Raw genomic sequence first — 20,890 nt, 5'->3', positions numbered from 1 at the left:
TTGTCGGTTTGAGTGGGAATGAGTCATGGATAAGTTGTCGAATGCATCGCAATTTTTGGATCTGGGGGGATTAGACTCACTCAGATCCAAAGCCCAGAAAGGTGAAAACAGTGCGCTAAAAGAAGTGGCGCAACAGTTTGAAGGTATTTTTGTACAGATGCTAATGAAGAGCATGCGAGATGCTAATGCTGTGTTTGAATCCGACAGCCCGATGAACAGCCAATACACCAAATTTTACGAGCAGATGCATGATCAGCAGATGTCTTTGAACCTCTCAGGCCAAGGCATGCTCGGATTAGCTGACTTGATGGTACAGCAACTAGACCCCACTAACAGTCCAATGACACCGGCCTCAGTATTAAGAGGTGACAGTGACAGTTCCGCTAGATCCAATGGTTTTACACTCGATAACGGCCATGCGATGCAGATGCCAACCTCACGCACGACCGCAAGTTCACCCTTGGGTCTTGGCACTAGTGTTAGCGTCGCGCCGCAAACATTAGATTCTCTTTTAAGTGGCAAGATTTTGCCGTCGGCAGCACTGAATGTCGACAAGTCACAAGCAGACTTTACCAGTCAAGATGAATTCGTGAGTCGTTTATACCCCCATGCTGAAAAAGCCGCTAAACAATTAGGCACCACACCTGAAGTGCTCATCGCACAATCAGCACTGGAAACCGGTTGGGGCCAGAAAATGGTCAAGGGCGTTGCTGGACAGCAAAGTAATAATTTATTCAATATCAAAGCTGACAACCGCTGGCAGGGCGACAAAGCCCAGGTTAATACGCTGGAGTACGAGCAAGGCATAGCGGTCAAGCAAAAGGCAGATTTTAGAGTGTATGACGATATAGGTCAGAGCTTTAACGATTTTGTGTCATTTGTCTCCAATAGCAAACGTTACCAAGACGCGATGAAAAAGGCCGCCAATCCACAAGCCTTTGTGCAGTCACTGCAAGATGCTGGTTACGCCACTGATCCAAAGTATACCGATAAAGTAATGCAGGTAATGAAAACAATCACTCGAGATTTTAAAGAAATTTTACAAGGGGTTAAGCAATGATAAACCCAATTTTGCAACCGTTTGTAATGGGGAGTTGTAAATAATGTCAATGGACTTGCTGAGCATTGCTCGCACCGGGGTGCTAGCGTCACAATCTCAACTGGCGATTACCAGTAACAATATCGCCAATGCGAATACCGATGGCTACAACCGTCAGGTTGTTTCACAATCGAGCCTAGAGTCACAGAGAATGGGCAGCGAATTTTATGGTGCGGGTACTTATGTCTCTGACGTAAAACGCGTTTATAACGATTACGCCGCGCGTGAGTTGCGTATAGGTCAAACGGCGGTAAGTGAAGCTCAAACCACTTACAGCAAAATGTCTGAGCTCGACCAACTGTTTTCTCAAATCGGCTCGGCTGTCCCGGCATCGCTAAACAGTTTTTTTGCGGGCATAAACAGCTTGGCAGATATTCCTGACGATTTGGGGCTGCGTGACTCTCTACTGACCAATGCCAATCAGTTGGCTAATAACGTTAATCAGATGCAGCAGCATCTTGATGGACAAATGAGTCAAAGCAACGATCAAATCTCGGCTGTCACAGACCGTATCAATGAGATCAGTAATGAACTTGGTAATTTAAACCGTGAGCTAATGAAGTCTCAGGGTCAAGATATGCAGTTGCTTGATAAACAAGACGCACTGATCCTTGAGCTTAGTGAATATGCTGAAGTGAATGTTGTGCCATTAGAATCTGGCGCTAAGAGTGTAATGCTTGGTGGTTCAATCATGCTGGTGTCTGGTGAAGTATCGATGCAAATTGGTACAAAACCGGGGGATCCTCACGGGCAGGAGCTGCAAATAACCGCTTCTGCGGGGGGCAAGAGTTTAGTGGTTGATGCGTCAAAAGTCGGCGGGCAGTTGGGGGCGTTGGTTGACTACCGTGATGACACCTTGATCCCTGCACAGCTTGAGCTCGGTCAATTTGCGCTTGGCGTTGCGGATGCATTTAATCAGGCGCAGTCTCAAGGTTTTGATCTCAATGGCCAAGTAGGCGCTAATATCTTTACCGATATCAACGACCCTTCAATGCAACTAGGCCGGGTCGGCGCGCTATCAACCAATACCGGTAATGCTAATTTGAGTGTCAATATTGATGACGTTGGCTCACTTACCGGCAGCAGCTATGAGCTAAGTTATACCACCGCGACGCCGCCGACTTACGAATTAAAAGACAGCAGTAGCGGCAATATCACGCCACTCACCCTCACCGGTAATACGCTGAATGGGGCTAATGGCTTTAGCATTAGCATCGATATCGCAAGTGGCCCAATGGCCCCTGGCGACAAATTTGATATTCGCCCCACCTCAAGTGCAGCCTCGGCGTTATCGGTCACCATGACCGACGGCAAAGGCATTGCTGCCGCAGGGACAAGTCCTGCCGCAGACGGCGATAACAGTAACCTTGTCAATATGGCGAAGTTAAACGAAACCAAAATGATGAACGGCGGTAAAACCACCCTCACGGATGTTTTTGAAAATACTAAGCTCGATATTGGCGGCAAAACTAAGTCAGCTGAAATATCTATGGGCTCAGCCGGGGCTATTTACAACCAAGCCTATACCCGAGTTCAAAGTGTGTCAGGGGTCAATCTTGATGAAGAAGCGGCTAATTTAATGCGCTTTCAGCAATCTTATCAAGCGTCGGCGCGGATCATGACTACCGCGACGGAAATATTTAATACTTTGTTTAGCGCACTGCGCTAACACGGTATTAAAAAGTAGAGAAAGGACAATACGATGAGAATCTCAACGGCGCAAATGTTTAACCAAACTACCACCAACGTGATGAAAAGCCAGTCAGCGACGAGCAAAATCATGGAGCAGCTGGCAACCGGTAAAAAGGTCAACACGGCGGGTGATGATCCCGTTGCCGCTATCGGCATCGATAATCTTAAACAGCAGGGCGCTGTGGTCGATCAGTTTCTAAAGAACATTGATTACGCCTCAAATCGTTTGGCTGTTAGCGAAAGTAAAATAGGTAATGCTGAAAATGTCGTTTCCAGCATGCGAGAGCAAATGCTCCGCTCAGTAAACGGCACATTGAGTGATTCCGATCGGCAAACAATTGCCGATGACATGCGTGGCAGCCTCGAAGAGCTACTCTCTATTGCCAATAGTAAAGATGAATCCGGTAATAGCTTATTTGCTGGCTTTAAAACCAATTCAGAACCTTTTGCTTTTGACAACAATGGCAAGGTGGTTTACAGCGGCGACTCTGGTGTACGCGATTCCGTTGTGGCTTCGGGCGTAACTGTTGGCAGCAATATTGCGGGTGATAGCGTCTTTATGAACGCCGCTAATTCTACTGGTGATTACAGCGTCAATTATTCGGCGTCACAACAAGGTAAGTTTACGGTTGAAAGTGCCGTAATTTCTGACCCGAACGACCCCACAAAGCCGAGTGCCGGCAACTATACCTTTGACTTTGTTGATAATGGCGCTGGTGGCCTTGATGTCAATGTCACCGATACCGTTACCGGCACTGTGACTAACATCCCCAATTTTGATGTCACCAACCCAGTAACCGTTGATGGTATTGAGCTACAGCTTAAAGGTACCCCTGTTGCAGGTGATACATTCGAGTTAACGCCTGAACAAAACTCCAACATGTTCGATACCTTAAACAGCGCGATAGCGCTGCTTGAAGATGGGAGTAAGTTGAATACTCCGCAAGGCCAGGCAGAAATGGCACAGTTATTGAATAATGTTAGCAGTGGGCAAGAACAGATGGCCAGCAGTCGCAGTGTGGCCGGCAATAGTTTAAAGAGCTTAGAAAACTATACCAGCACACATAAAGAGGAGCAGTTGGTTAACCAATCGGCATTGTCTTTGCTTGAAGACTTAGATTACGCCGAAGCGATAACAGAGTTTGAAAAACAGCAGATGTCGCTCAACGCGGTATCAAGTGTGTTTAGTAAAGTCGGCTCTATGTCGTTGTTCGACTATATATAAGCCTTTAAATGTTAGTGCGTGTAAGCAGAATGTAAGAAAAATTTTCGGTTCGATACAAATTGGCACAGAAAAAGCATTATAAATTTCAGTTTTAAAGTATTTACGACACAAGACAGAAAATTGACAGTTAAGCTATTGGTAATGTTAATTAAAAGTGATTAGCAATGACATGGCAACAGAGTCAAATAAAAGTCAAACAAAAAACTCTTTGCCATTATCAACGGCGTTGAATTATACGAATTCAGTTTGAATATTGAAATATTAACAATTTTAGCCAAGTAACCAACCTTGGCAAACCCACTAAGAAGAGGATTACACCATGGCTATTAGCGTTAATACTAACGTCACATCAATGAAAGCCCAATCAAACATGAACAAGGCGAGTACTAGTCAGCAGACATCAATGGAGCGTTTGTCTTCAGGTCTACGCATTAACAGTGCAAAAGATGATGCCGCTGGTCTACAAATATCTAACCGTATGACCAGTCAAATTAATGGTATCGGTGTGGCTATGCGTAATGCCAATGACGGTATCTCTATCGCACAAACCGCAGAAGGTGCGATGCAGGAATCAACCAACATTTTGCAGCGTATGCGTGACTTGTCACTGCAATCAGCTAACGGCTCAAACTCTGCGGAAGACCGCGGCGCGATGCAAAAAGAGATGACATCTCTGCAATCTGAGTTAACACGAATTTCAGACACTACCTCTTTTGGTGGTCAGAAGTTACTTAATGGTGATTTTGAGAGTAAGAATTTCCAAGTTGGTTCTAACGCTAACGAAGTGATTGCAATTGAATTATCTGACATCTCAGCTGACAAATTGGGCGTAGTAGGTGGTAAATCAATTGAAGCTACAATGTCGGCCGCTCACGTTACCAGTGTAATGGCAGATACTGTGACCGCTGATGGTGCTACTCCGGGTACGGATGGTACAGCGGGTACCATTCAGTTTGCTTACACTGACGCTGGTGGTGCTTCATCGACATTGGATGTAGTTGTTCCTGTTGGTGGCACTGCAGAAGACTTAGCGACTGCGATTAATGACCAAATAACTGACACTGGTGTTACTGCTACGGCAGCTGAGGATGGTACAATTGCATTTAGCGGGGCAATTGACAATGATGCGTCATTTGGAATGACAGTGAAGACAGATGTTACTGCTGCGGCTGCTTTAGTAACTACGATTACTGAAGGCGCAGAAGACTCGGGCATAAGCTCAGTCGCTGCTATCGATATCACTTCAGAGGGTGGCTCTCAGAGTGCTATTGGCGTGATTGATGCTGCAATTGCACAAATCGATGGTGAACGTGCTGATTTGGGTGCGGTGCAAAACCGAATGAACTTTACCATTAACAACTTGAGCAATATACAAACTAACGTGTCAGATGCCCGTAGCCGTATTCAAGATGTCGATTTTGCTAAAGAAACTGCCGAGCTAACGAAGCAGCAGATCCTGTCGCAAACCTCTTCAGCGATGCTAGCGCAGGCGAACCAATTACCACAAGCTGCATTGTCACTATTAGGTTAATACTTTTAGACGTCAATTAGGTTAGCATAGCATAGCGTTAGCCCCTGCATTGTACTGTTTTAATGTTTATTACCGTGTAAAAAGCTTCGATATTACTATCGAAGCTTTTTCATTTTGAAGCGTGAATATGTCAAACACATTTGTTAACCCAGTAATTTAAAAGCTTTTCACTGCCGCTTTATATTAATAAAGCCTCCCACCACAGCTCTGAGCTCACCCAAGCGATTGTTTATTAACCCGTTAGATTATGATTACCGGTCTGGCCTTAAGCACTATGGATACGAAGCTCACTAATTTAATTAATATTATGGCTAAATTAAGATGTTGATTTATAGTGATTTATAATTTTTTAGTGCGAAATCCAAAATAAATGCTAAAGGTTAAAAAGAACGTGCCGTTATAGATACTGTAACCAACATGATTCGCCTGGCTTTAGAAAGACAGGCACTAATATAGGTACTGTTGTTAGGTACTGTCTAAAGCAAGGTAATAAGGAATTAATAATGGCTATTTCAGTAAATACCAACGTCACCTCAATGAAAGCGCAAAGCAACTTAAACAGCGCAGGCAGCAAGCAACAAACCTCTATGGAGCGTCTAGCCTCTGGTATGCGCATTAACAGTGCGAAAGATGATGCTGCTGGCCTACAGATTTCTAACCGTATGACCAGCCAGATTAATGGTATCGGTGTCGCCATGCGTAATGCCAACGATGGTATCTCGATTGCGCAAACCGCTGAAGGCGCAATGCAGGAATCAACTAACATCTTGCAGCGTATGCGTGATTTGTCACTGCAATCAGCTAACGGTTCAAACTCTGCTGATGACCGCGGCGCAATGCAAAAAGAAATTAACTCGCTAAACAGTGAGTTAACTCGTATCTCTGACACTACCTCTTTTGGTGGTCAGAAGTTACTTAATGGTGATTTTGAGAGTAAGAATTTCCAAGTTGGTTCTAACGCTAACGAAGTGATTGCAATTGAATTATCTGACATCTCAGCTGACAAATTGGGCGTAGTAGGTGGTAAATCAATTGAAGCTACAATGTCGGCCGCTCACGTTACCAGTGTAATGGCAGATACTGTGACCGCTGATGGTGCTACTCCGGGTACGGATGGTACAGCGGGTACCATTCAGTTTGCTTACACTGACGCTGGTGGTGCTTCATCGACATTGGATGTAGTTGTTCCTGTTGGTGGCACTGCAGAAGACTTAGCGACTGCGATTAATGACCAAATAACTGACACTGGTGTTACTGCTACGGCAGCTGAGGATGGTACAATTGCATTTAGCGGGGCAATTGACAATGATGCGTCATTTGGAATGACAGTGAAGACAGATGTTACTGCTGCGGCTGCTTTAGTAACTACGATTACTGAAGGCGCAGAAGACTCGGGCATAAGCTCAGTCGCTGCTATCGATATCACTTCAGAGGGTGGCTCTCAGAGTGCTATTGGCGTGATTGATGCTGCAATTGCACAAATCGATGGTGAACGTGCTGATTTGGGTGCGGTGCAAAACCGAATGAACTTTACCATTAACAACTTGAGCAATATACAAACTAACGTGTCAGATGCCCGTAGCCGTATTCAAGATGTCGATTTTGCTAAAGAAACTGCCGAGCTAACGAAGCAGCAGATCCTGTCGCAAACCTCTTCTGCAATGCTTGCACAGGCTAACCAATTGCCACAAGCAGCATTGTCACTGTTATAAGTCTAAGTCGCAGTAAGGTTTGACCTTATGTTGATAATAGTAGTTAAGAGTATTTAGCTAATTGATTAAAGGGAGGGTCGGCAACGACGCTCCCTTTGTTGTTTTAATTTGCGAAAATAAGCTTTTTAGATCACGTTTGAACACGGCGATTAATGAGCGTTCTTTGAACTAGCGGTTGTGGATAGGTTATTGCTTAAAGAAACTCGCTTTGAGTGGAGCTTTAAGACGACACCGTGGTGATTTCATCTATCAAACCGACTTATAATAATGAAAGACAGGAGTGGTAAAAATGGAACTTAACTTAAACAGCTCTGTGGCCCCTATAGCTGTTGATACAACTAAAGTTCACAATCAGTTACCAAGTGAAGAGCAAGAGTCGAGTCATACGCTAGCCAGCACAGAAACAGTCAATAAGCTGCAAGATGGCAATACCGTTAATATCATTGAGCCATCCGCAAAAGCGGAAGAGTTAGCGAAGCTTGAAGAGGTAGAACAAGCGACTGAGTCACCTGAAGAGATGGAAGAGGTTGCAGCTAAATTGTCTGATATGATGGCCATGTTACGCAAAGGACTCACCTTTAAGGTCGATGATTCTCTAGGGACCCAAGTTGTTAGTGTACTTGATATCGACACTGGTGAATTGATAAGGCAAATCCCTAATGAAGAAGCATTAGAGTTGGCCATTAAATTGCATGAGAAAATGGCAGAGATGGATGGCATATTGATGTCGACGCAAGTGTAGTGATTTTCGGCTGTTGAAGAACATAAAGATAGTTAGAATAATGGTTTTTTTGGTTTTTTGGTTTTTTGTATTAGCGTATTGAGGTTGTTATGGGATTAACATCGGTTGGTATTGGTTCAGGAATGGACATTAATGGCATTGTATCTGCGTTGGTGCAATCCGAAAGTGCGCCTAAAGTAGCTCAGTTTGATGCTGATGAAGGCAAGATTAATACCCAGATATCAGCAATGGGTACACTCAAAAGTGCATTTACTGATTTTCAAGACAGTCTTGAAAAGTTGACCGACCCAGATACTTTCATTGCCCGAAAAGTTAAACTTTCAAGTAGCGGTTTTATCAGTGCAACGGCGGATGCAAATGCAGTCCCGGGTAGTTACAAAGTTGAAGTCGAGCAGTTAGCCGAGAGCCAAAAATTGGGCTCAGCCCCTGTTACTGATGCGACCGCTGCATTGGGTGCGGGCTCATTAACTTTTGGCGTCGCTGGTGAAGACTTTACCGTAGCCGTTGAAGCGGGCGATTCGCTTGAAACAGTGATGCAGAAAATCAATGATGCTGAAGATAACGTTGGCGTTACGGCTACTATCATCAACGGTGACAATGGTCCGCAGTTAGTGATGACATCGGATAAAACCGGCACTGATAACCTGATTACGGTAACGGCTGCAGATACTGACGGTGGCACGGGCTTAGTTGATACTTTTACCATGACCGAGTTAAGTACTGCTAAAGATGCAGTACTTTATGTTGACGGCCTTAAAGTGACCTCAAGCAGTAATAGCGTTGAAAACGTCATTACCGGCGTAAGCATTACCTTATCTGATGCGGATCTTAGTAAAAGCACCCAGTTAACCGTTTCAGCAGACACTGCCACAGTTGAGAAAAGCATTGAAGGCTTCGTAGAATCTTATAACGCCTTGATGAAAACGGTTTCTGATTTATCAGGTTATAACGCCGAAACGAAAAAAGCGGGGACTTTGCAAGGTGACTCGATGATCCGCAGTATTCAGAGTCAGTTGCGTGGGGTTTTGTCGAGTAGTTTTGATTCTGAAGACGGTGCAACCATGTTAGCCAATATTGGGGTTAAAACCACTCAACAAGGCACATTGGAGATTGACGAGAAGATCCTCGACAAAGCACTTGAAAATGACATGACACAAATTAAGGATATGTTTAGCGCCGAGGATACGGGGCTGGCAGCCAGGCTGGATGGCTTAGTCGAGACCTATGTAAAAAAAGGTGGCACTCTCGATAGTCGTGACGAGACCTTAGATAATCAAATAACCCGTATTACCGATAGTCGCGAGCAACTGACTCGTAAAATGGTCTCCTATGAAGCGAGATTGTTAAAGCAGTTTAATGCGATGGATTTGATTGTGGCTAACTTGAGTGCGCAATCTACCGATTTGACCGCTCGCTTAGCGTCACTCCCTGGCGTAGTACCAAAAAAATAGCAGTGAATTAGCATTTAAGGAGTGACTCAATTACGAGACTCCTTCAAGTTCGATAATCTCCTTACACAAACGACCATGTTAATCAGTGTCCCCTGCGGAAATGCTGGCCTTAGCGATTACCTATATCAGTGACCTTTGAAGTGAATATCTTATGAATACAGCCCAAATTTCAGTAACTGAAATCATTCATCAACTGACCACCGTTGATACAGCTATGACTGAATTACTCGAAAAACTGGAGAAATTGCAGTTTGAAAATGATGACACTGACACCTTGGTATTTAAATTGCATGAAGTCATTAGTGCGCGTCAAATTTTGATTGGTCAGTTAGTGGTCGATAGTCAGTTCGAAGATCGAACTTACCTGCAAGCTCAGGCGGACAAGACGTTGGAATTTGAACATCGGGCCAAAAAAGTATTAGTCGATCGCGAAGCCTTATTACGTGGAATACGTAAGGGTAAACGCCAAATCAACGTATATAAAACAATAGATTCAAATAGGTAGGTATTTATGAGAGGTTCGCTTCAATCATATCGTAAAGTTTCTTTAGATAGCAGTATGGCCGTTGCTTCACCGCACAAGGTGATTCAAATGATGTTTGCGGGTGCACTAGAGCGTCTAGCACAAGGGCGCTATGCCATAGAGCAAAACAACTTGGAGTTTAAAGGTGTGAGCTTAGGCAAAGCTGTCAGTATTGTTGCAAGTCTCAATAGCAGCCTTAATATGGAAGCTGAAGGTGATGTTGCCGGTAATCTAAGTGCTCTTTATGATTTTATGTTGCAGAAAATATCTGACGCAAACATGAATAATGATGTACAAGCCATTGATGATGCGGCAGGTATTCTACGTGTTATTAAAGAAGCTTGGGATGCAATTCCAACTGAGCTTCACGAGTTATCTTCTGAAAGCTGATGATTTATCAGACTATTGTTGAGAATGTTGGCAGAGGATACGTATTAGAGCCTATTGACTTAAGCCTGTCAGTTAAGTGCTAAAAGAGGGGTGGTGAGCTACTCCTTTTTGACTTATGTCAAAAACTTGTCACAGCTAAATTAGCGAGTGCTGAGTTTTTAAGCAAAACAGATCCTGTTTATCATAAACTTCATCAGAGGCTTGCTTATAGCGAGCCGATAATACACTATTCAGTTTGGTAGTGAATTTAAAGGTATTTCTTTGAGAGAAGCTACCGGCTTTAAATAATAAGCAACTAACACTAATAATTAATGCGCTGATACATATAAGCCTAACGGCCTTCGGAATGATGCAAAAAGATCAACGAATTCTACTTGTCGGTAACCAGTCTGAGCGAATTAATCGCTTGTCATGTGTTTTTGAGTTTTTAGGTGAGCAAGTCGAGTTAGTCGGTTTCGACAAACTTGAGTTGTATACAAAACAAGCGCGTTTTCGTGCGATTGTTTTGCCCGCTGAAGCTCAATCAAAAGAACTTATTCAGTCTTTGGCTGGAGCGCTTCCGTGGCAGCCATTTTTGCTGCTGGGTGACGTTGCCGATGTTAAAGCCTCGAATATTCTTGGCTGTATCGAAGAACCACTAAATTATCCTCAGCTCACTGAGTTACTTCACTTCTGCCAAGTTTTTGGCCAAGTGAAGCGAGCTGATGTGCCTACTAGTGCCAATCAAACAAAACTGTTTCGCAGCCTCGTTGGCCGCAGTGAAGGTATCGCTAACGTGCGCCACCTCATTAGCCAAGTTGCCAGTTCTGAAGCCACAGTGTTAATCCTTGGGCAATCAGGTACAGGTAAAGAGGTTGTAGCACGAAATATTCATTATATTTCAGAGCGTCGCGATGGACCGTTTATTCCAGTTAACTGTGGTGCAATACCGGCAGAACTGTTAGAAAGCGAGTTGTTTGGCCACGAGAAAGGCTCATTTACCGGTGCAATTAGTGCCCGTAAAGGTCGATTCGAATTAGCAGAAAAAGGCACTCTGTTTCTGGATGAAATAGGCGACATGCCGCTGCAAATGCAAGTTAAGCTACTACGTGTATTACAAGAGCGAGTATTTGAACGTGTGGGTGGCAGTAAGTCTATTGCGGCTGACGTTCGAGTTGTTGCGGCGACACATAGAAATCTTGAAAACATGATTGAAGAGGGGAGCTTTAGAGAAGATCTCTATTACCGCTTGAATGTGTTTCCAATAGAAATGCCTGCGTTGTGTGAACGCAAAGAAGATATTCCATTATTACTGCAAGAACTGGTTAGCCGAGTTTATAACGAAGGCCGTGGCCGAGTGCGCTTTACCCAAAGAGGCATCGAGTCGCTTAAAGAGCATGCATGGTCTGGTAACGTTCGTGAGTTATCCAACTTAGTTGAGCGCTTAACCATCTTGTACCCCGGTGGACTTGTTGATGTTAATGACTTACCGATTAAGTATCGTCATATTGATGTACCAGAATATTGTATAGAAGTCAGTGAAGAGGAGCTTGAGCGTGATGCGCTAGCCTCTATCTTTAATGATGACGAACCTATTGATATACCAGAGTCTCGTTTCCCAAGTGAGCTGCCTCCAGAAGGGGTTAACTTAAAAGATCTGCTGGCTGAGCTTGAAATCGACATGATTAGACAAGCATTAGATCAGCAAGATAACGTGGTTGCCCGCGCTGCTGAAATGCTCGGTATTCGCCGTACAACGCTCGTTGAGAAGATGCGTAAATACGGTTTAGGTAAAGATTAAAAGCCGGATAGTGCTGAGATGGTACAAGCTGAGACGGTGAAAATCGGTTAAGAGCCGGTTCGAGCAGAGACGATTTAAAGCCGGATAGTGCAGAGATGGTACAAGCGACAGTGAAGCCAAGACGATTAAAGCTGAGACGATTCAAGCCACGCTAATTGTATGCACCGATTTAAAATTAGAAAGCCAGAAGCATAGCTTCTGGCTTTTTTTGTTTTTTTGTTTTTTTGTTTTTTTGTTTTTTTGCTTTTTTGCTTTTTTGCTTTTTTGCTTTTTTGCTTTAATCTTTTCCTGCTTTTCCCGTAAGCGAAGCGTCCGTCTTTGCTTGTTCCGTCTTAGTTCTATTCGTTTTTTTAACCATTCGTCTTAGCTTTATTCTGCTTTCCTCGTTCCTTCCTAAGTTGGCACAAAACCTGCTTCACCCCATCAAATGCAGTTTTTTTGACGGAGTCATAATGTCCGCAGTCCCTCAGCCACAATTTGATGCACTAACAAGCTATCGTCCACAACAGGTCGACGTTCAGCAAGCCGCAAATATGTCCAATCGTATGGATCATATTCTGCAGGCGATGCCATCTGGCGTAGTGATCATCAATGGTGATGGTATTGTGACAGACGCAAATCCGGTAGCCATTGAGTTGCTTGGCGGTCCATTAGAAGGGCTACGCTGGTTTAAAGTGATCAATCAGGCTTTCTCACCTAAAGATGATGATGGTCATGAAGTGTCACTGCGTAATGGGCGCCGCGTTAAACTGGCAATTACGCCATTAACGCCAGAACCAGGTCAGCTTATCGTGTTAACTGATTTGACTGAAACACGTTTATTGCAAAAGAATTTGTCACATCTACAAAGGTTGTCAGCATTAGGCAAAATGGTGGCTACACTGGCACACCAAGTGCGTACGCCATTGAGTGCCGCCTTGTTGTATGCCTCTAATCTTGCCAACCCTAAAATTTCCGATACCGCAAGAAAGCGCTTTCAGGGAAAGCTGGTCGATAGACTCAACGAGTTAGAGCACCAAGTTAACGATATGCTGCTAATGGCAAAAGGCCGCAAGCAGGAGCTGGACGTGATTGTCTCTATTGAAGAGGTGATTGATAGCGTATTGAATAACTGCCAACCGATCTCGGCGCAAAAAGGCTGCCAGCTGGATTTTATCAATCATTCGACACAGGGCATTCGCGCAAATGACTCAGCGTTAAGTTCTGCGATAAATAATCTGGTGGTGAACAGCATTGAAGCTGGCGCGACCAAGATAGAGATAAAGGCCTACGATACGGCCACAGCACTGCATGTTGATGTGATCGATAACGGTAAAGGGTTAGATGCCGATATGCAGCAACAAGTGCTTGAACCCTTCTTTACCACTAAGCCACAAGGCACGGGGCTTGGGTTGGCAGTGGTGCAATCAGTGGTGAATAATCATGGTGGCATGATGCAGTTGAGTTGTCATGTTGGTGAAGGCTGTACCGCCTCGCTTAAATTCCCTTTAGTGGCTAAAGCCAATATCACTGAATCAGTCGTAGGAGCTTAAGCGCATGTCTGAAGGTAAATTACTGTTAGTTGAAGATGATGCTTCATTACGAGAAGCCTTATTAGACACGCTGATGCTAGCGCAATATGAATGCGTCGATGTTGAATCGGCTGAAGCTGGCATTTTGGCATTAAAAAGTGACTCATTTGATATGGTGATAAGCGATGTGCAAATGGAGGGGATTGGCGGCTTAGGCTTGCTTAATTACCTGCAGCATAATCACCCTAAAGTGCCCATGTTATTGATGACGGCTTACGCAACGATTGATAACGCGGTCAATGCGATGAAGTTAGGCGCCGTCGATTATCTGGCTAAACCTTTTTCACCCGAAGTGTTGCTTAACCAAGTATCAAGATACCTGCCCGCTAAATCGACAGAGGGCACACCCGTTGTCGCAGACGAAAAGAGTTTAGCCCTGCTATCTCTGGCTCAGCGAGTGGCAGCATCAGATGCATCAGTGATGATCATGGGCCCAAGTGGCAGTGGTAAAGAGGTCTTGGCGCGTTATATTCATCAGCACAGCAATCGCTCTACAGGGGCTTTTGTCGCGATAAACTGCGCCGCAATTCCTGAGAACATGCTTGAAGCAACGCTTTTTGGCTATGAAAAAGGTGCGTTTACGGGGGCTTATCAAGCCTGCCCAGGTAAATTTGAGCAAGCACAAGGCGGCACGCTACTGCTTGATGAAATATCAGAGATGGAAGTGGGCTTGCAAGCTAAGTTACTGCGAGTGCTGCAAGAGCGTGAAGTGGAGCGACTCGGTGGCCGTAAGACCATTAAGCTAGACGTACGAGTATTGGCGACCTCAAACCGTGATTTAAAAGCGTTGGCGGCATCGGGAGAGTTTAGAGAAGATCTTTATTATCGGATCAATGTCTTTCCGTTAACTTGGCCAGCGCTAAATCAACGTCCCGCGGATATTTTACCCTTAGCAAGACACCTTATTAATCGTCACTCTTTAGCGATGAATAAAACCGAAGTACCGGTATTGGCTGAATGTGCGTCGCGGAGGTTGTTAACTCATCGTTGGCCTGGCAATGTGCGCGAACTCGACAATGTGGTACAACGTGCGCTGATTTTAAATATTTCTAACGAAATAACCCTCGCTGATATTATTATCGATAATTGCGATATTTCACTTAACGCAGAGTCATTTCCTGTCGAAGAGGAAAAGCCCACTGAGCTTGACGGTTTAGGGACTGAACTTAAAGCACAGGAACATGTGATAATTCTAGAAACCTTGACTCAGTGTAATGGCAGTCGTAAAGCCGTCGCCGAAAAACTGGGGATCAGTGCTCGAACTTTACGTTATAAAATGGCCAAAATGCGCGACTCCGGGATTCAAATACCGGCTTAATAGCGGGTTCAAACAGAGACGGTGAGAATCGGTTAAGAGCTGGTTAAGAGCCGGATAGAAGCCGGATAGGGCTGAGACGATACAAGCTGAGACGATGAAAATCGGTTAAGAGCCGATTTAAAGTCGGGTAGTGCTGAGATGGTTCGAGCTGAGACGATGAGAATCGGTTAAGAGCCGATTTTAAGTCGGGTAGTGCCAAAACGATTTAAGCAGAGATGGAAGAACTTTGTTGGATACCTAGAGGTATTTCGTTTGAATCTTGGCTGCTTTTTGTTTTAAGCTTTTCCTGCTTTTCCTGCTTTTCCTGCTTTTCCTGCTTTTCCTGCTTTTCCCGTAAGCGAAGCGTCCGTCTTTGCTTGTCCCGTCTTAGCTCCATCCGTTTTTCACCGTTAATTTAAATTCTGGCACGATTACTGCTTTATCTAGTTCAATATAAGTTTTTCGTCAAGAAAACGACATTGGGAGATAGTAATGCAAATCGGCGCTAATTCTTTACTGCAAGAGATGCAGTCACTTAACGGCCAAATTGGCTCACCTGGGATCCAAACAGGTATTGCTCGCCAAGTGAATAACACTTCTGGCGCTGATTTTGGGCAACTTCTTTCTCAAGCTGTTGGAAATGTGAGCGAACTTCAATCGAATGCAGGTAATTTGGCCACTCGCCTTGATATGGGCGACACCACAGTGACATTATCTGATACCGTGATTGCGCGTGAGAAATCTAGCGTTGCTTTTGAGGCAACAGTGCAAGTAAGAAATAAGCTGGTACAAGCTTATAAAGACATTATGAGTATGCCTGTTTAGGCCTAAACTAACAGCAGGTAGCAATTGTGAGTACAGAAATGGTCGTAGGAACAGGTTCAAATGTCGCAACCAGTGGACAATCAGGTGGCGTTCAAGAGGAACATAAATCTGGTGTGATGGGCTCTATTGGTAATATCGATATGTTACGCCAAGTGACCATGATCTTGGCATTAGCGATCTGTTTGGCATTGGCTGTTTTTGTGATGATTTGGGCGCAAGAGCCTGAATATCGTCCTTTGGGGCAAATGAATACCCAGGAGATGGTACAAGTACTCGATGAACTTGATAAGAATAAAATCCCATACCAGATCCAAGGTGATGTGGTTAAGATCCCAGAAGACAAATATCAAGATGTGAAGATGATGCTAAGCCGCGCAGGTTTAGATCAAGCCGCTACAAATGACGACTATTTAAGTAAAGACAGTGGGTTTGGCGTGAGCCAGCGAATGGAACAAGCCCGCCTTAAACATAGCCAAGAACAAAACCTTGCAAGAACCATCGAAGAGTTAAAAAGTGTTAGCCGCGCTAAAGTTATCTTAGCCTTACCAAAAGAAAACGTATTTGCTCGCAATCGCTCAAAGCCGAGTGCGACAGTGGTAGTGAGTACCCGACGTGGCGGCCTTGGCCAAGAAGAGGTCGACTCAATTGTCGATATTGTGGCGTCAGCGGTACACAACTTAGAACCGAATAAAGTCACTGTGACAGACGCAAACGGTCGCTTGCTTAATTCCGGCAGTCAAGATGGCGTATCGGCTATTGCGCGCCGCGAGCTCGAAATTGTTCAGCAAAAAGAGTCTGAGTATCGTAACAAGGTTGAGTCTATTTTGATGCCAATCTTGGGGCCTGAGAACTTTACTTCTCAAGTGGACGTTAGCATGGACTTTACCGCCGTAGAACAAACCGCTAAGCGCTACAACCCCGATTTACCCGCACTGCGCAGTGAAATGGTGGTGGAAAATAATTCAAATGGTAACACCAGTGGCGGTATTCCAGGGGCGCTGTCTAACCAACCGCCAATGAACGCGGATATCCCACAAGAAGTTGCTAGCGAATCGACCTCGGTTAGATCTGGTAGCAACCATAAAGAAGCCACCAGAAACTATGAACTCAATGAAACGATTAGCCATACTCGCCAACAAGTAGGCACGTTAAGACGTGTGAGTGTGTCGGTTGCCGTTGATTTTAAAAACGCCCCAGTTGCCGAAGACGGCAGTGTGACCAGAGTGCCACGCACCGAGCAAGAATTGGCTAACATTCGTCGCTTGCTTGAAGGTGCTGTAGGGTTTAATACTCAACGTGGCGACATGATTGAAGTGGTTACCGTACCGTTTATGGACCAACTCATTGAAGATGCTCCAGCAGTTGAAGTTTGGGAACAACCTTGGTTCTGGCGTGGAGTGAAGTTGGGCTTGGGTACTTTAGTTGCGCTGGTTATTGTGGTGTTTGTTATCAGCCCGATGCTTAAACGTATTGTTTACCCTGATAGCGCCAAAATGCTTGACGAGCCAAAGGTGGGTGATGAGCTTGCTGAGATTGAAGATCAGTATGCCGCAGACACATTAGGCATGCTCGAGCGACCCGAAGCTGAATACAGTTATGCCGATGATGGGTCGATTTTAATCCCCGATCTGCATAAAGATGATGACATGATTAAAGCCATCCGCGCCATTGTCGCGAATGAACCTGAACTATCGACTCAAGTCGTGAAAAATTGGTTATTAGAAGATGACAAATAATATTGGTGTAGAGGGCAAAACCGTTGCGCCTGCTGCAGGTTTTAAAGCTCAAGATTTAACGGGTGTTGAAAAAACGGCCATATTGCTCCTGAGCCTAAGTGAAAGTGATGCAGCTTCTATTTTGAAACACCTTGAGCCTAAGCAGGTACAAAAGGTGGGTATGGCAATGGCAGCCATGCAAGATTTTGGACAAGAGAAAGTCATTGGCGTGCATAAGCTATTCTTGGATGACATCCAAAAGTACTCCTCTATCGGTTTTAACAGTGAAGAGTTTGTACGTAAGGCGCTTACTGCTGCGCTTGGCGAAGATAAAGCCGGCAATCTTATCGAACAGATTATTATGGGCAGTGGGGCTAAAGGTCTCGATTCACTTAAGTGGATGGACGCGCGTCAAGTCGCGACCATTATCCAAAATGAGCACCCACAAATTCAAACGATTGTGTTGTCTTATCTTGAGCCCGACCAAGCGGCAGAAATTTTTGCCCAGTTCCCAGAAAATACTCGTTTAGACTTAATGATGCGTATTGCCAACCTCGAAGAGGTGCAACCTGCCGCGCTGCAAGAGCTTAACGATATTATGGAGAAACAGTTTGCTGGCCAAGGTGGCGCACAAGCCGCCAAGATGGGTGGCCTGAAAGCGGCTGCTAACATTATGAACTACCTCGATACTGGCGTTGAAAGTCACTTGATGGAAACCATGCGCGAGTCTGATGAAGAGATGGCACAGCAGATCCAAGACTTAATGTTTGTCTTTGAAAACCTTAGCGATGTGGACGATATGGGCATTCAGGTATTGCTTAGAGAAGTGCAGCAAGATGTGTTGATGAAGGCGCTAAAAGGCACAGATGATCAACTCAAAGAGAAGTTACTGAGTAACATGTCTAAACGTGCCGCTGAACTGCTGCGTGATGATTTAGAGGCGATGGGTCCAATTCGAATTAGTGAAGTGGAAGTTGCTCAAAAAGAGATTTTATCAATTGCACGACGTCTGAGTGAAAGTGGTGAGTTGATGCTCGGTGGCGGCAGTGGTGAAGAGTTCTTATAATGGCTGATCCTAAAGAGCCCAAAGGGGTAACCGTCAATACCACTGATGAGTTTGGTCATTGGGACCTTCCCGATATTACAGAAGAGATTGATAGCTCATCGCTGAATATGTTTGGTCGACATGGCTTGCATGTTGACGTAGACAATGAGACCGAAATTGAAGCGATTTTACCGCCAACGCTGACCGAAATTGAAGATATCCGTGCTCACGCCGAGCAAGAAGGCTTTGTACAGGGTCAAGACAATGGCCATGCCGAAGGGCTTGAAAAGGGCCGCTTAGAGGGACTGGAGCAAGGCCATACTGAAGGTTTTAAGCAGGGACAAGAGCAAGGTTATGAAGCGGGTCTGCAGGCATCTGCTGAGATACTACAAAGATTCGAAGCGTTACTGACCCAATTTGAACAACCGCTGAGTATATTAGATACCGAAATTGAAAAAGAGCTGTTGTCGACATCAATGAGCTTGGCTAAAGCAGTGATCGGTCATGAGCTTAAAACGCATCCTGAGCATATCTTGAGCGCGCTGCGTCAAGGCGTTGACTCACTGCCGATCAAAGAGCAGAAAGTGAATATTAGATTGTCACCAGACGATGAATCTTTAGTCACCGATTTATACACTGCTGCGCAATTGGAACGCAACCGATGGGACATTGAAGCCGACCCCAGTTTATCGGCAGGTGATTGCATCATCAACAGTGTCCGTAGCCACATTGATATGACCGTGGATACGCGTATTCAGCATGTGTTTTTTGAACTAGAGAAAAGCCAACAAGATCTGTTGCAGCGCAAAGAGCAACAAGAAGAGGCGTTACTTAACCAGCGCCAGAGCAGTCAAACCGCAGCGGCTGCAGAAGTCGCCACTGCGACGGTACAGCCCTCACAAGATCAGCCTCCAGTAACCGAAGGTGAACATGCCAACACGCCAACACCGACTGCGCAGTAAACTGGCGCAGCACCACAAAAAAGTTAACCCTTTTGTAGCAGAAGCCAGCGGGCAACTCGTGCGAGTGGTGGGTTTGACGCTCGAAGCAACGGGTTGTAGGGCTTCGGTTGGCAGTCTTTGCTCCATCGAAACCATGACCGGTGATTTAGTCGCTGAAGTGATTGGTTTTGACGATGATTTACTTTACCTGATGCCAATTGAAGAACTCAACGGTGTGTTGCCTGGTGCTAAAGTGACGCCATTGGGTCAGCAATCTGGCCTGAGTGTGGGTTTGGCATTGTTAGGGCGAGTGCTCGATGGCAGTGGCGTACCAATAGATGGTTTAGGCAATCTACAAACCGATCAAAAAGCCCCTACACATACAACCGCAATCAATCCACTAGCAAGGCGTGCGATAAGTGAGCCACTCGATGTTGGTGTTCGCGCGATCAACTCGATGTTGACCGTCGGCAAAGGCCAACGAATGGGCTTGTTTGCAGGTTCAGGTGTGGGTAAAAGTGTGCTGTTAGGCATGATGACGCGAGGCACTAACGCTGACATTATTGTGGTGGGGTTAGTGGGTGAGCGTGGCCGAGAAGTCAAAGAGTTCATCGAAGAGATCTTGGGGCCAGAAGGACGTGCCCGCTCAGTCGTGGTGGCAGCGCCTGCTGATACTTCGCCCCTGATGCGACTTCGTGCTTGTGAAACATCGACTCGAATTGCCGAGTATTTTCGTGATATGGGTTATAGCGTGCTGTTACTGATGGATAGCCTAACCCGTTATGCTCAAGCGCAGCGAGAGATCGCGTTAGCGGTGGGTGAACCCCCGGCGACGAAAGGATATCCGCCTTCAGTATTTGCTAAACTCCCCAAACTTGTTGAACGCGCCGGCAACGGCGGTGGCAAGCAAGGCTCGATAACGGCATTTTACACCGTGCTTACCGAAGGCGATGATCTGCAAGATCCTATCGCCGATGCATCGCGCGCCATTCTTGATGGCCATATTGTGTTGTCACGTTCGCTTGCGGATTCAGGGCATTATCCTGCTATTGATATTGAAGCGTCAATTAGCCGTGTTGCGCCTATGGTGATTAGCACCGCGCATTTAGAAGCTATGCGCCGTGTTAAGCAGGTGTATTCGCTTTATCAACAGAATAAAGATCTGATTTCAATTGGGGCTTACACTCAGGGAAGCGACCCTCGAATCGATAATGCCATCCGCTTGCAACCGGCGATGAATGCATTTTTGCGACAAACCATGAAAGATAGCATTACCTTCGAAAGCAGTGAGCTAATGTTGAGCCAACTCGGTGCGCAATGTCATGTCTAGCGCTGATGAGTAAATACTAAA

Annotated in this window: 18 protein-coding genes; 17 read left to right on the top strand and 1 reads right to left on the bottom strand. The window is 45.2% G+C overall.

The genetic code is table 11. The features are described 5' to 3' along the window. The first annotated feature begins 25 nt into the window (after window positions 1–25). From flgJ to CXF86_RS04990, 12 genes are all read left to right on the top strand, one after another. Entirely contained in the window at window positions 26–1,060 is a 1,035-nt protein-coding gene (flgJ, locus tag CXF86_RS05045; RefSeq protein WP_102038508.1) for a flagellar assembly peptidoglycan hydrolase FlgJ, read from the top strand. A 43-nt stretch (window positions 1,061–1,103) separates the two neighbouring features. After that, the gene (gene flgK, locus CXF86_RS05040; RefSeq protein ID WP_102038507.1) at window positions 1,104–2,768 is read left to right on the top strand and encodes a flagellar hook-associated protein FlgK; all 1,665 of its coding nucleotides are present in this window, start codon (window positions 1,104–1,106) and stop codon (window positions 2,766–2,768) included. Window positions 2,769–2,801: 33 nt separating this feature from the next. Next, window positions 2,802–4,016, top strand: a complete 1,215-nt coding sequence (gene flgL / locus CXF86_RS05035; RefSeq protein ID WP_102038506.1) for a flagellar hook-associated protein FlgL — start codon at window positions 2,802–2,804, stop codon at window positions 4,014–4,016. 319 nt (window positions 4,017–4,335) lie between these two features. Then, window positions 4,336–5,547: a flagellin gene (locus CXF86_RS05030; protein ID WP_102038505.1), complete on the top strand. Its 1,212-nt coding sequence runs from the start codon at window positions 4,336–4,338 to the stop codon at window positions 5,545–5,547. A gap of 503 nt (window positions 5,548–6,050) precedes the next feature. After that, the gene (locus tag CXF86_RS05025; RefSeq protein ID WP_102038504.1) at window positions 6,051–7,259 is read left to right on the top strand and encodes a flagellin; all 1,209 of its coding nucleotides are present in this window, start codon (window positions 6,051–6,053) and stop codon (window positions 7,257–7,259) included. Between the two features lie 289 nt (window positions 7,260–7,548). After that, window positions 7,549–8,001 carry a flagellar protein FlaG gene (locus CXF86_RS05020; RefSeq protein ID WP_102038503.1) on the top strand — a complete coding sequence of 151 codons (453 nt, stop codon included), beginning with the start codon at window positions 7,549–7,551 and terminating at the stop codon, window positions 7,999–8,001. 89 nt (window positions 8,002–8,090) lie between these two features. After that, a complete protein-coding gene (fliD, locus tag CXF86_RS05015) occupies window positions 8,091–9,452 on the top strand; it encodes a flagellar filament capping protein FliD (protein WP_102038502.1) in 1,362 nt (453 codons plus the stop codon). A gap of 151 nt (window positions 9,453–9,603) precedes the next feature. Next, window positions 9,604–9,957 carry a flagella biosynthesis chaperone for FliD, FliT gene (locus tag CXF86_RS05010; protein ID WP_102038501.1) on the top strand — a complete coding sequence of 118 codons (354 nt, stop codon included), beginning with the start codon at window positions 9,604–9,606 and terminating at the stop codon, window positions 9,955–9,957. Between the two features lie 6 nt (window positions 9,958–9,963). Beyond that, window positions 9,964–10,365, top strand: coding sequence for a flagellar export chaperone FliS (fliS, locus tag CXF86_RS05005; RefSeq protein WP_102038500.1), 402 nt, complete (start codon window positions 9,964–9,966; stop codon window positions 10,363–10,365). A 346-nt stretch (window positions 10,366–10,711) separates the two neighbouring features. Beyond that, window positions 10,712–12,145, top strand: coding sequence for a sigma-54 dependent transcriptional regulator (locus CXF86_RS05000; RefSeq protein ID WP_101092222.1), 1,434 nt, complete (start codon window positions 10,712–10,714; stop codon window positions 12,143–12,145). Between the two features lie 452 nt (window positions 12,146–12,597). Next, window positions 12,598–13,677 (top strand): sensor histidine kinase, encoded by a 1,080-nt coding sequence (locus tag CXF86_RS04995; RefSeq protein WP_101092221.1) that lies wholly within the window; start codon window positions 12,598–12,600, stop codon window positions 13,675–13,677. Window positions 13,678–13,681: 4 nt separating this feature from the next. Continuing rightward, complete coding sequence (locus CXF86_RS04990; protein WP_101092220.1) at window positions 13,682–15,034, top strand: sigma-54-dependent transcriptional regulator; 1,353 nt, start codon at window positions 13,682–13,684, stop codon at window positions 15,032–15,034. Between the two features lie 205 nt (window positions 15,035–15,239). Here CXF86_RS04990 and CXF86_RS22670 read toward each other — a convergent pair whose 3' ends face one another. Then, entirely contained in the window at window positions 15,240–15,410 is a 171-nt protein-coding gene (locus CXF86_RS22670) for a hypothetical protein (RefSeq protein ID WP_180961015.1), read from the bottom strand. Between the two features lie 95 nt (window positions 15,411–15,505). Here CXF86_RS22670 and fliE point away from each other — a divergent pair, with 95 nt between their 5' ends. From fliE to fliI, 5 genes are read left to right on the top strand one after another with little or no spacing between them, the layout of a single operon-like run. Next, window positions 15,506–15,838 carry a flagellar hook-basal body complex protein FliE gene (fliE, locus tag CXF86_RS04985; RefSeq protein WP_101092219.1) on the top strand — a complete coding sequence of 111 codons (333 nt, stop codon included), beginning with the start codon at window positions 15,506–15,508 and terminating at the stop codon, window positions 15,836–15,838. Between the two features lie 38 nt (window positions 15,839–15,876). After that, window positions 15,877–17,574, top strand: coding sequence for a flagellar basal-body MS-ring/collar protein FliF (fliF, locus tag CXF86_RS04980; RefSeq protein WP_101092218.1), 1,698 nt, complete (start codon window positions 15,877–15,879; stop codon window positions 17,572–17,574). Then, window positions 17,564–18,619, top strand: a complete 1,056-nt coding sequence (fliG, locus tag CXF86_RS04975; RefSeq protein WP_101092217.1) for a flagellar motor switch protein FliG — start codon at window positions 17,564–17,566, stop codon at window positions 18,617–18,619. Before fliF ends, fliG begins: the two co-directional genes overlap by 11 nt. After that, window positions 18,619–19,560, top strand: a complete 942-nt coding sequence (gene fliH, locus CXF86_RS04970; RefSeq protein WP_102038499.1) for a flagellar assembly protein FliH — start codon at window positions 18,619–18,621, stop codon at window positions 19,558–19,560. The genes fliG and fliH overlap by 1 nt, the downstream gene beginning before the upstream one ends. Then, window positions 19,529–20,869, top strand: a complete 1,341-nt coding sequence (gene fliI / locus CXF86_RS04965; protein WP_102038498.1) for a flagellar protein export ATPase FliI — start codon at window positions 19,529–19,531, stop codon at window positions 20,867–20,869. The genes fliH and fliI overlap by 32 nt, the downstream gene beginning before the upstream one ends. Window positions 20,870–20,890: the final 21 nt, after the last annotated feature.

Source organism: Shewanella sp. GutCb, assembly GCF_002836135.1.
Lineage (GTDB): Bacteria > Pseudomonadota > Gammaproteobacteria > Enterobacterales > Shewanellaceae > Shewanella.
This window is presented reverse-complemented; position numbering and strand designations above follow the sequence as displayed.

Bases quoted from the DNA above. Each gene is read 5' to 3' on its own strand.
- flgJ (WP_102038508.1), top strand. From the start codon at position 26: ATGGATAAGTTGTCGAATGCATCGCAATTTTTGGATCTGGGGGGATTA.
- fliI (WP_102038498.1), top strand. From the start codon at position 19,529: ATGCCAACACGCCAACACCGACTGCGCAGTAAACTGGCGCAGCACCAC.
- fliE (WP_101092219.1), top strand. From the start codon at position 15,506: ATGCAAATCGGCGCTAATTCTTTACTGCAAGAGATGCAGTCACTTAAC.
- CXF86_RS04990 (WP_101092220.1), top strand. From the start codon at position 13,682: ATGTCTGAAGGTAAATTACTGTTAGTTGAAGATGATGCTTCATTACGA.
- CXF86_RS05010 (WP_102038501.1), top strand. From the start codon at position 9,604: ATGAATACAGCCCAAATTTCAGTAACTGAAATCATTCATCAACTGACC.
- fliS (WP_102038500.1), top strand. From the start codon at position 9,964: ATGAGAGGTTCGCTTCAATCATATCGTAAAGTTTCTTTAGATAGCAGT.
- CXF86_RS05030 (WP_102038505.1), top strand. From the start codon at position 4,336: ATGGCTATTAGCGTTAATACTAACGTCACATCAATGAAAGCCCAATCA.
- CXF86_RS04995 (WP_101092221.1), top strand. From the start codon at position 12,598: ATGTCCGCAGTCCCTCAGCCACAATTTGATGCACTAACAAGCTATCGT.
- CXF86_RS05025 (WP_102038504.1), top strand. From the start codon at position 6,051: ATGGCTATTTCAGTAAATACCAACGTCACCTCAATGAAAGCGCAAAGC.
- fliD (WP_102038502.1), top strand. From the start codon at position 8,091: ATGGGATTAACATCGGTTGGTATTGGTTCAGGAATGGACATTAATGGC.
- flgL (WP_102038506.1), top strand. From the start codon at position 2,802: ATGAGAATCTCAACGGCGCAAATGTTTAACCAAACTACCACCAACGTG.
- CXF86_RS22670 (WP_180961015.1), bottom strand. From the start codon at position 15,410: ATGGAGCTAAGACGGGACAAGCAAAGACGGACGCTTCGCTTACGGGAA.
- flgK (WP_102038507.1), top strand. From the start codon at position 1,104: ATGTCAATGGACTTGCTGAGCATTGCTCGCACCGGGGTGCTAGCGTCA.
- fliG (WP_101092217.1), top strand. From the start codon at position 17,564: ATGACAAATAATATTGGTGTAGAGGGCAAAACCGTTGCGCCTGCTGCA.
- fliF (WP_101092218.1), top strand. From the start codon at position 15,877: ATGGTCGTAGGAACAGGTTCAAATGTCGCAACCAGTGGACAATCAGGT.
- CXF86_RS05020 (WP_102038503.1), top strand. From the start codon at position 7,549: ATGGAACTTAACTTAAACAGCTCTGTGGCCCCTATAGCTGTTGATACA.
- CXF86_RS05000 (WP_101092222.1), top strand. From the start codon at position 10,712: ATGATGCAAAAAGATCAACGAATTCTACTTGTCGGTAACCAGTCTGAG.
- fliH (WP_102038499.1), top strand. From the start codon at position 18,619: ATGGCTGATCCTAAAGAGCCCAAAGGGGTAACCGTCAATACCACTGAT.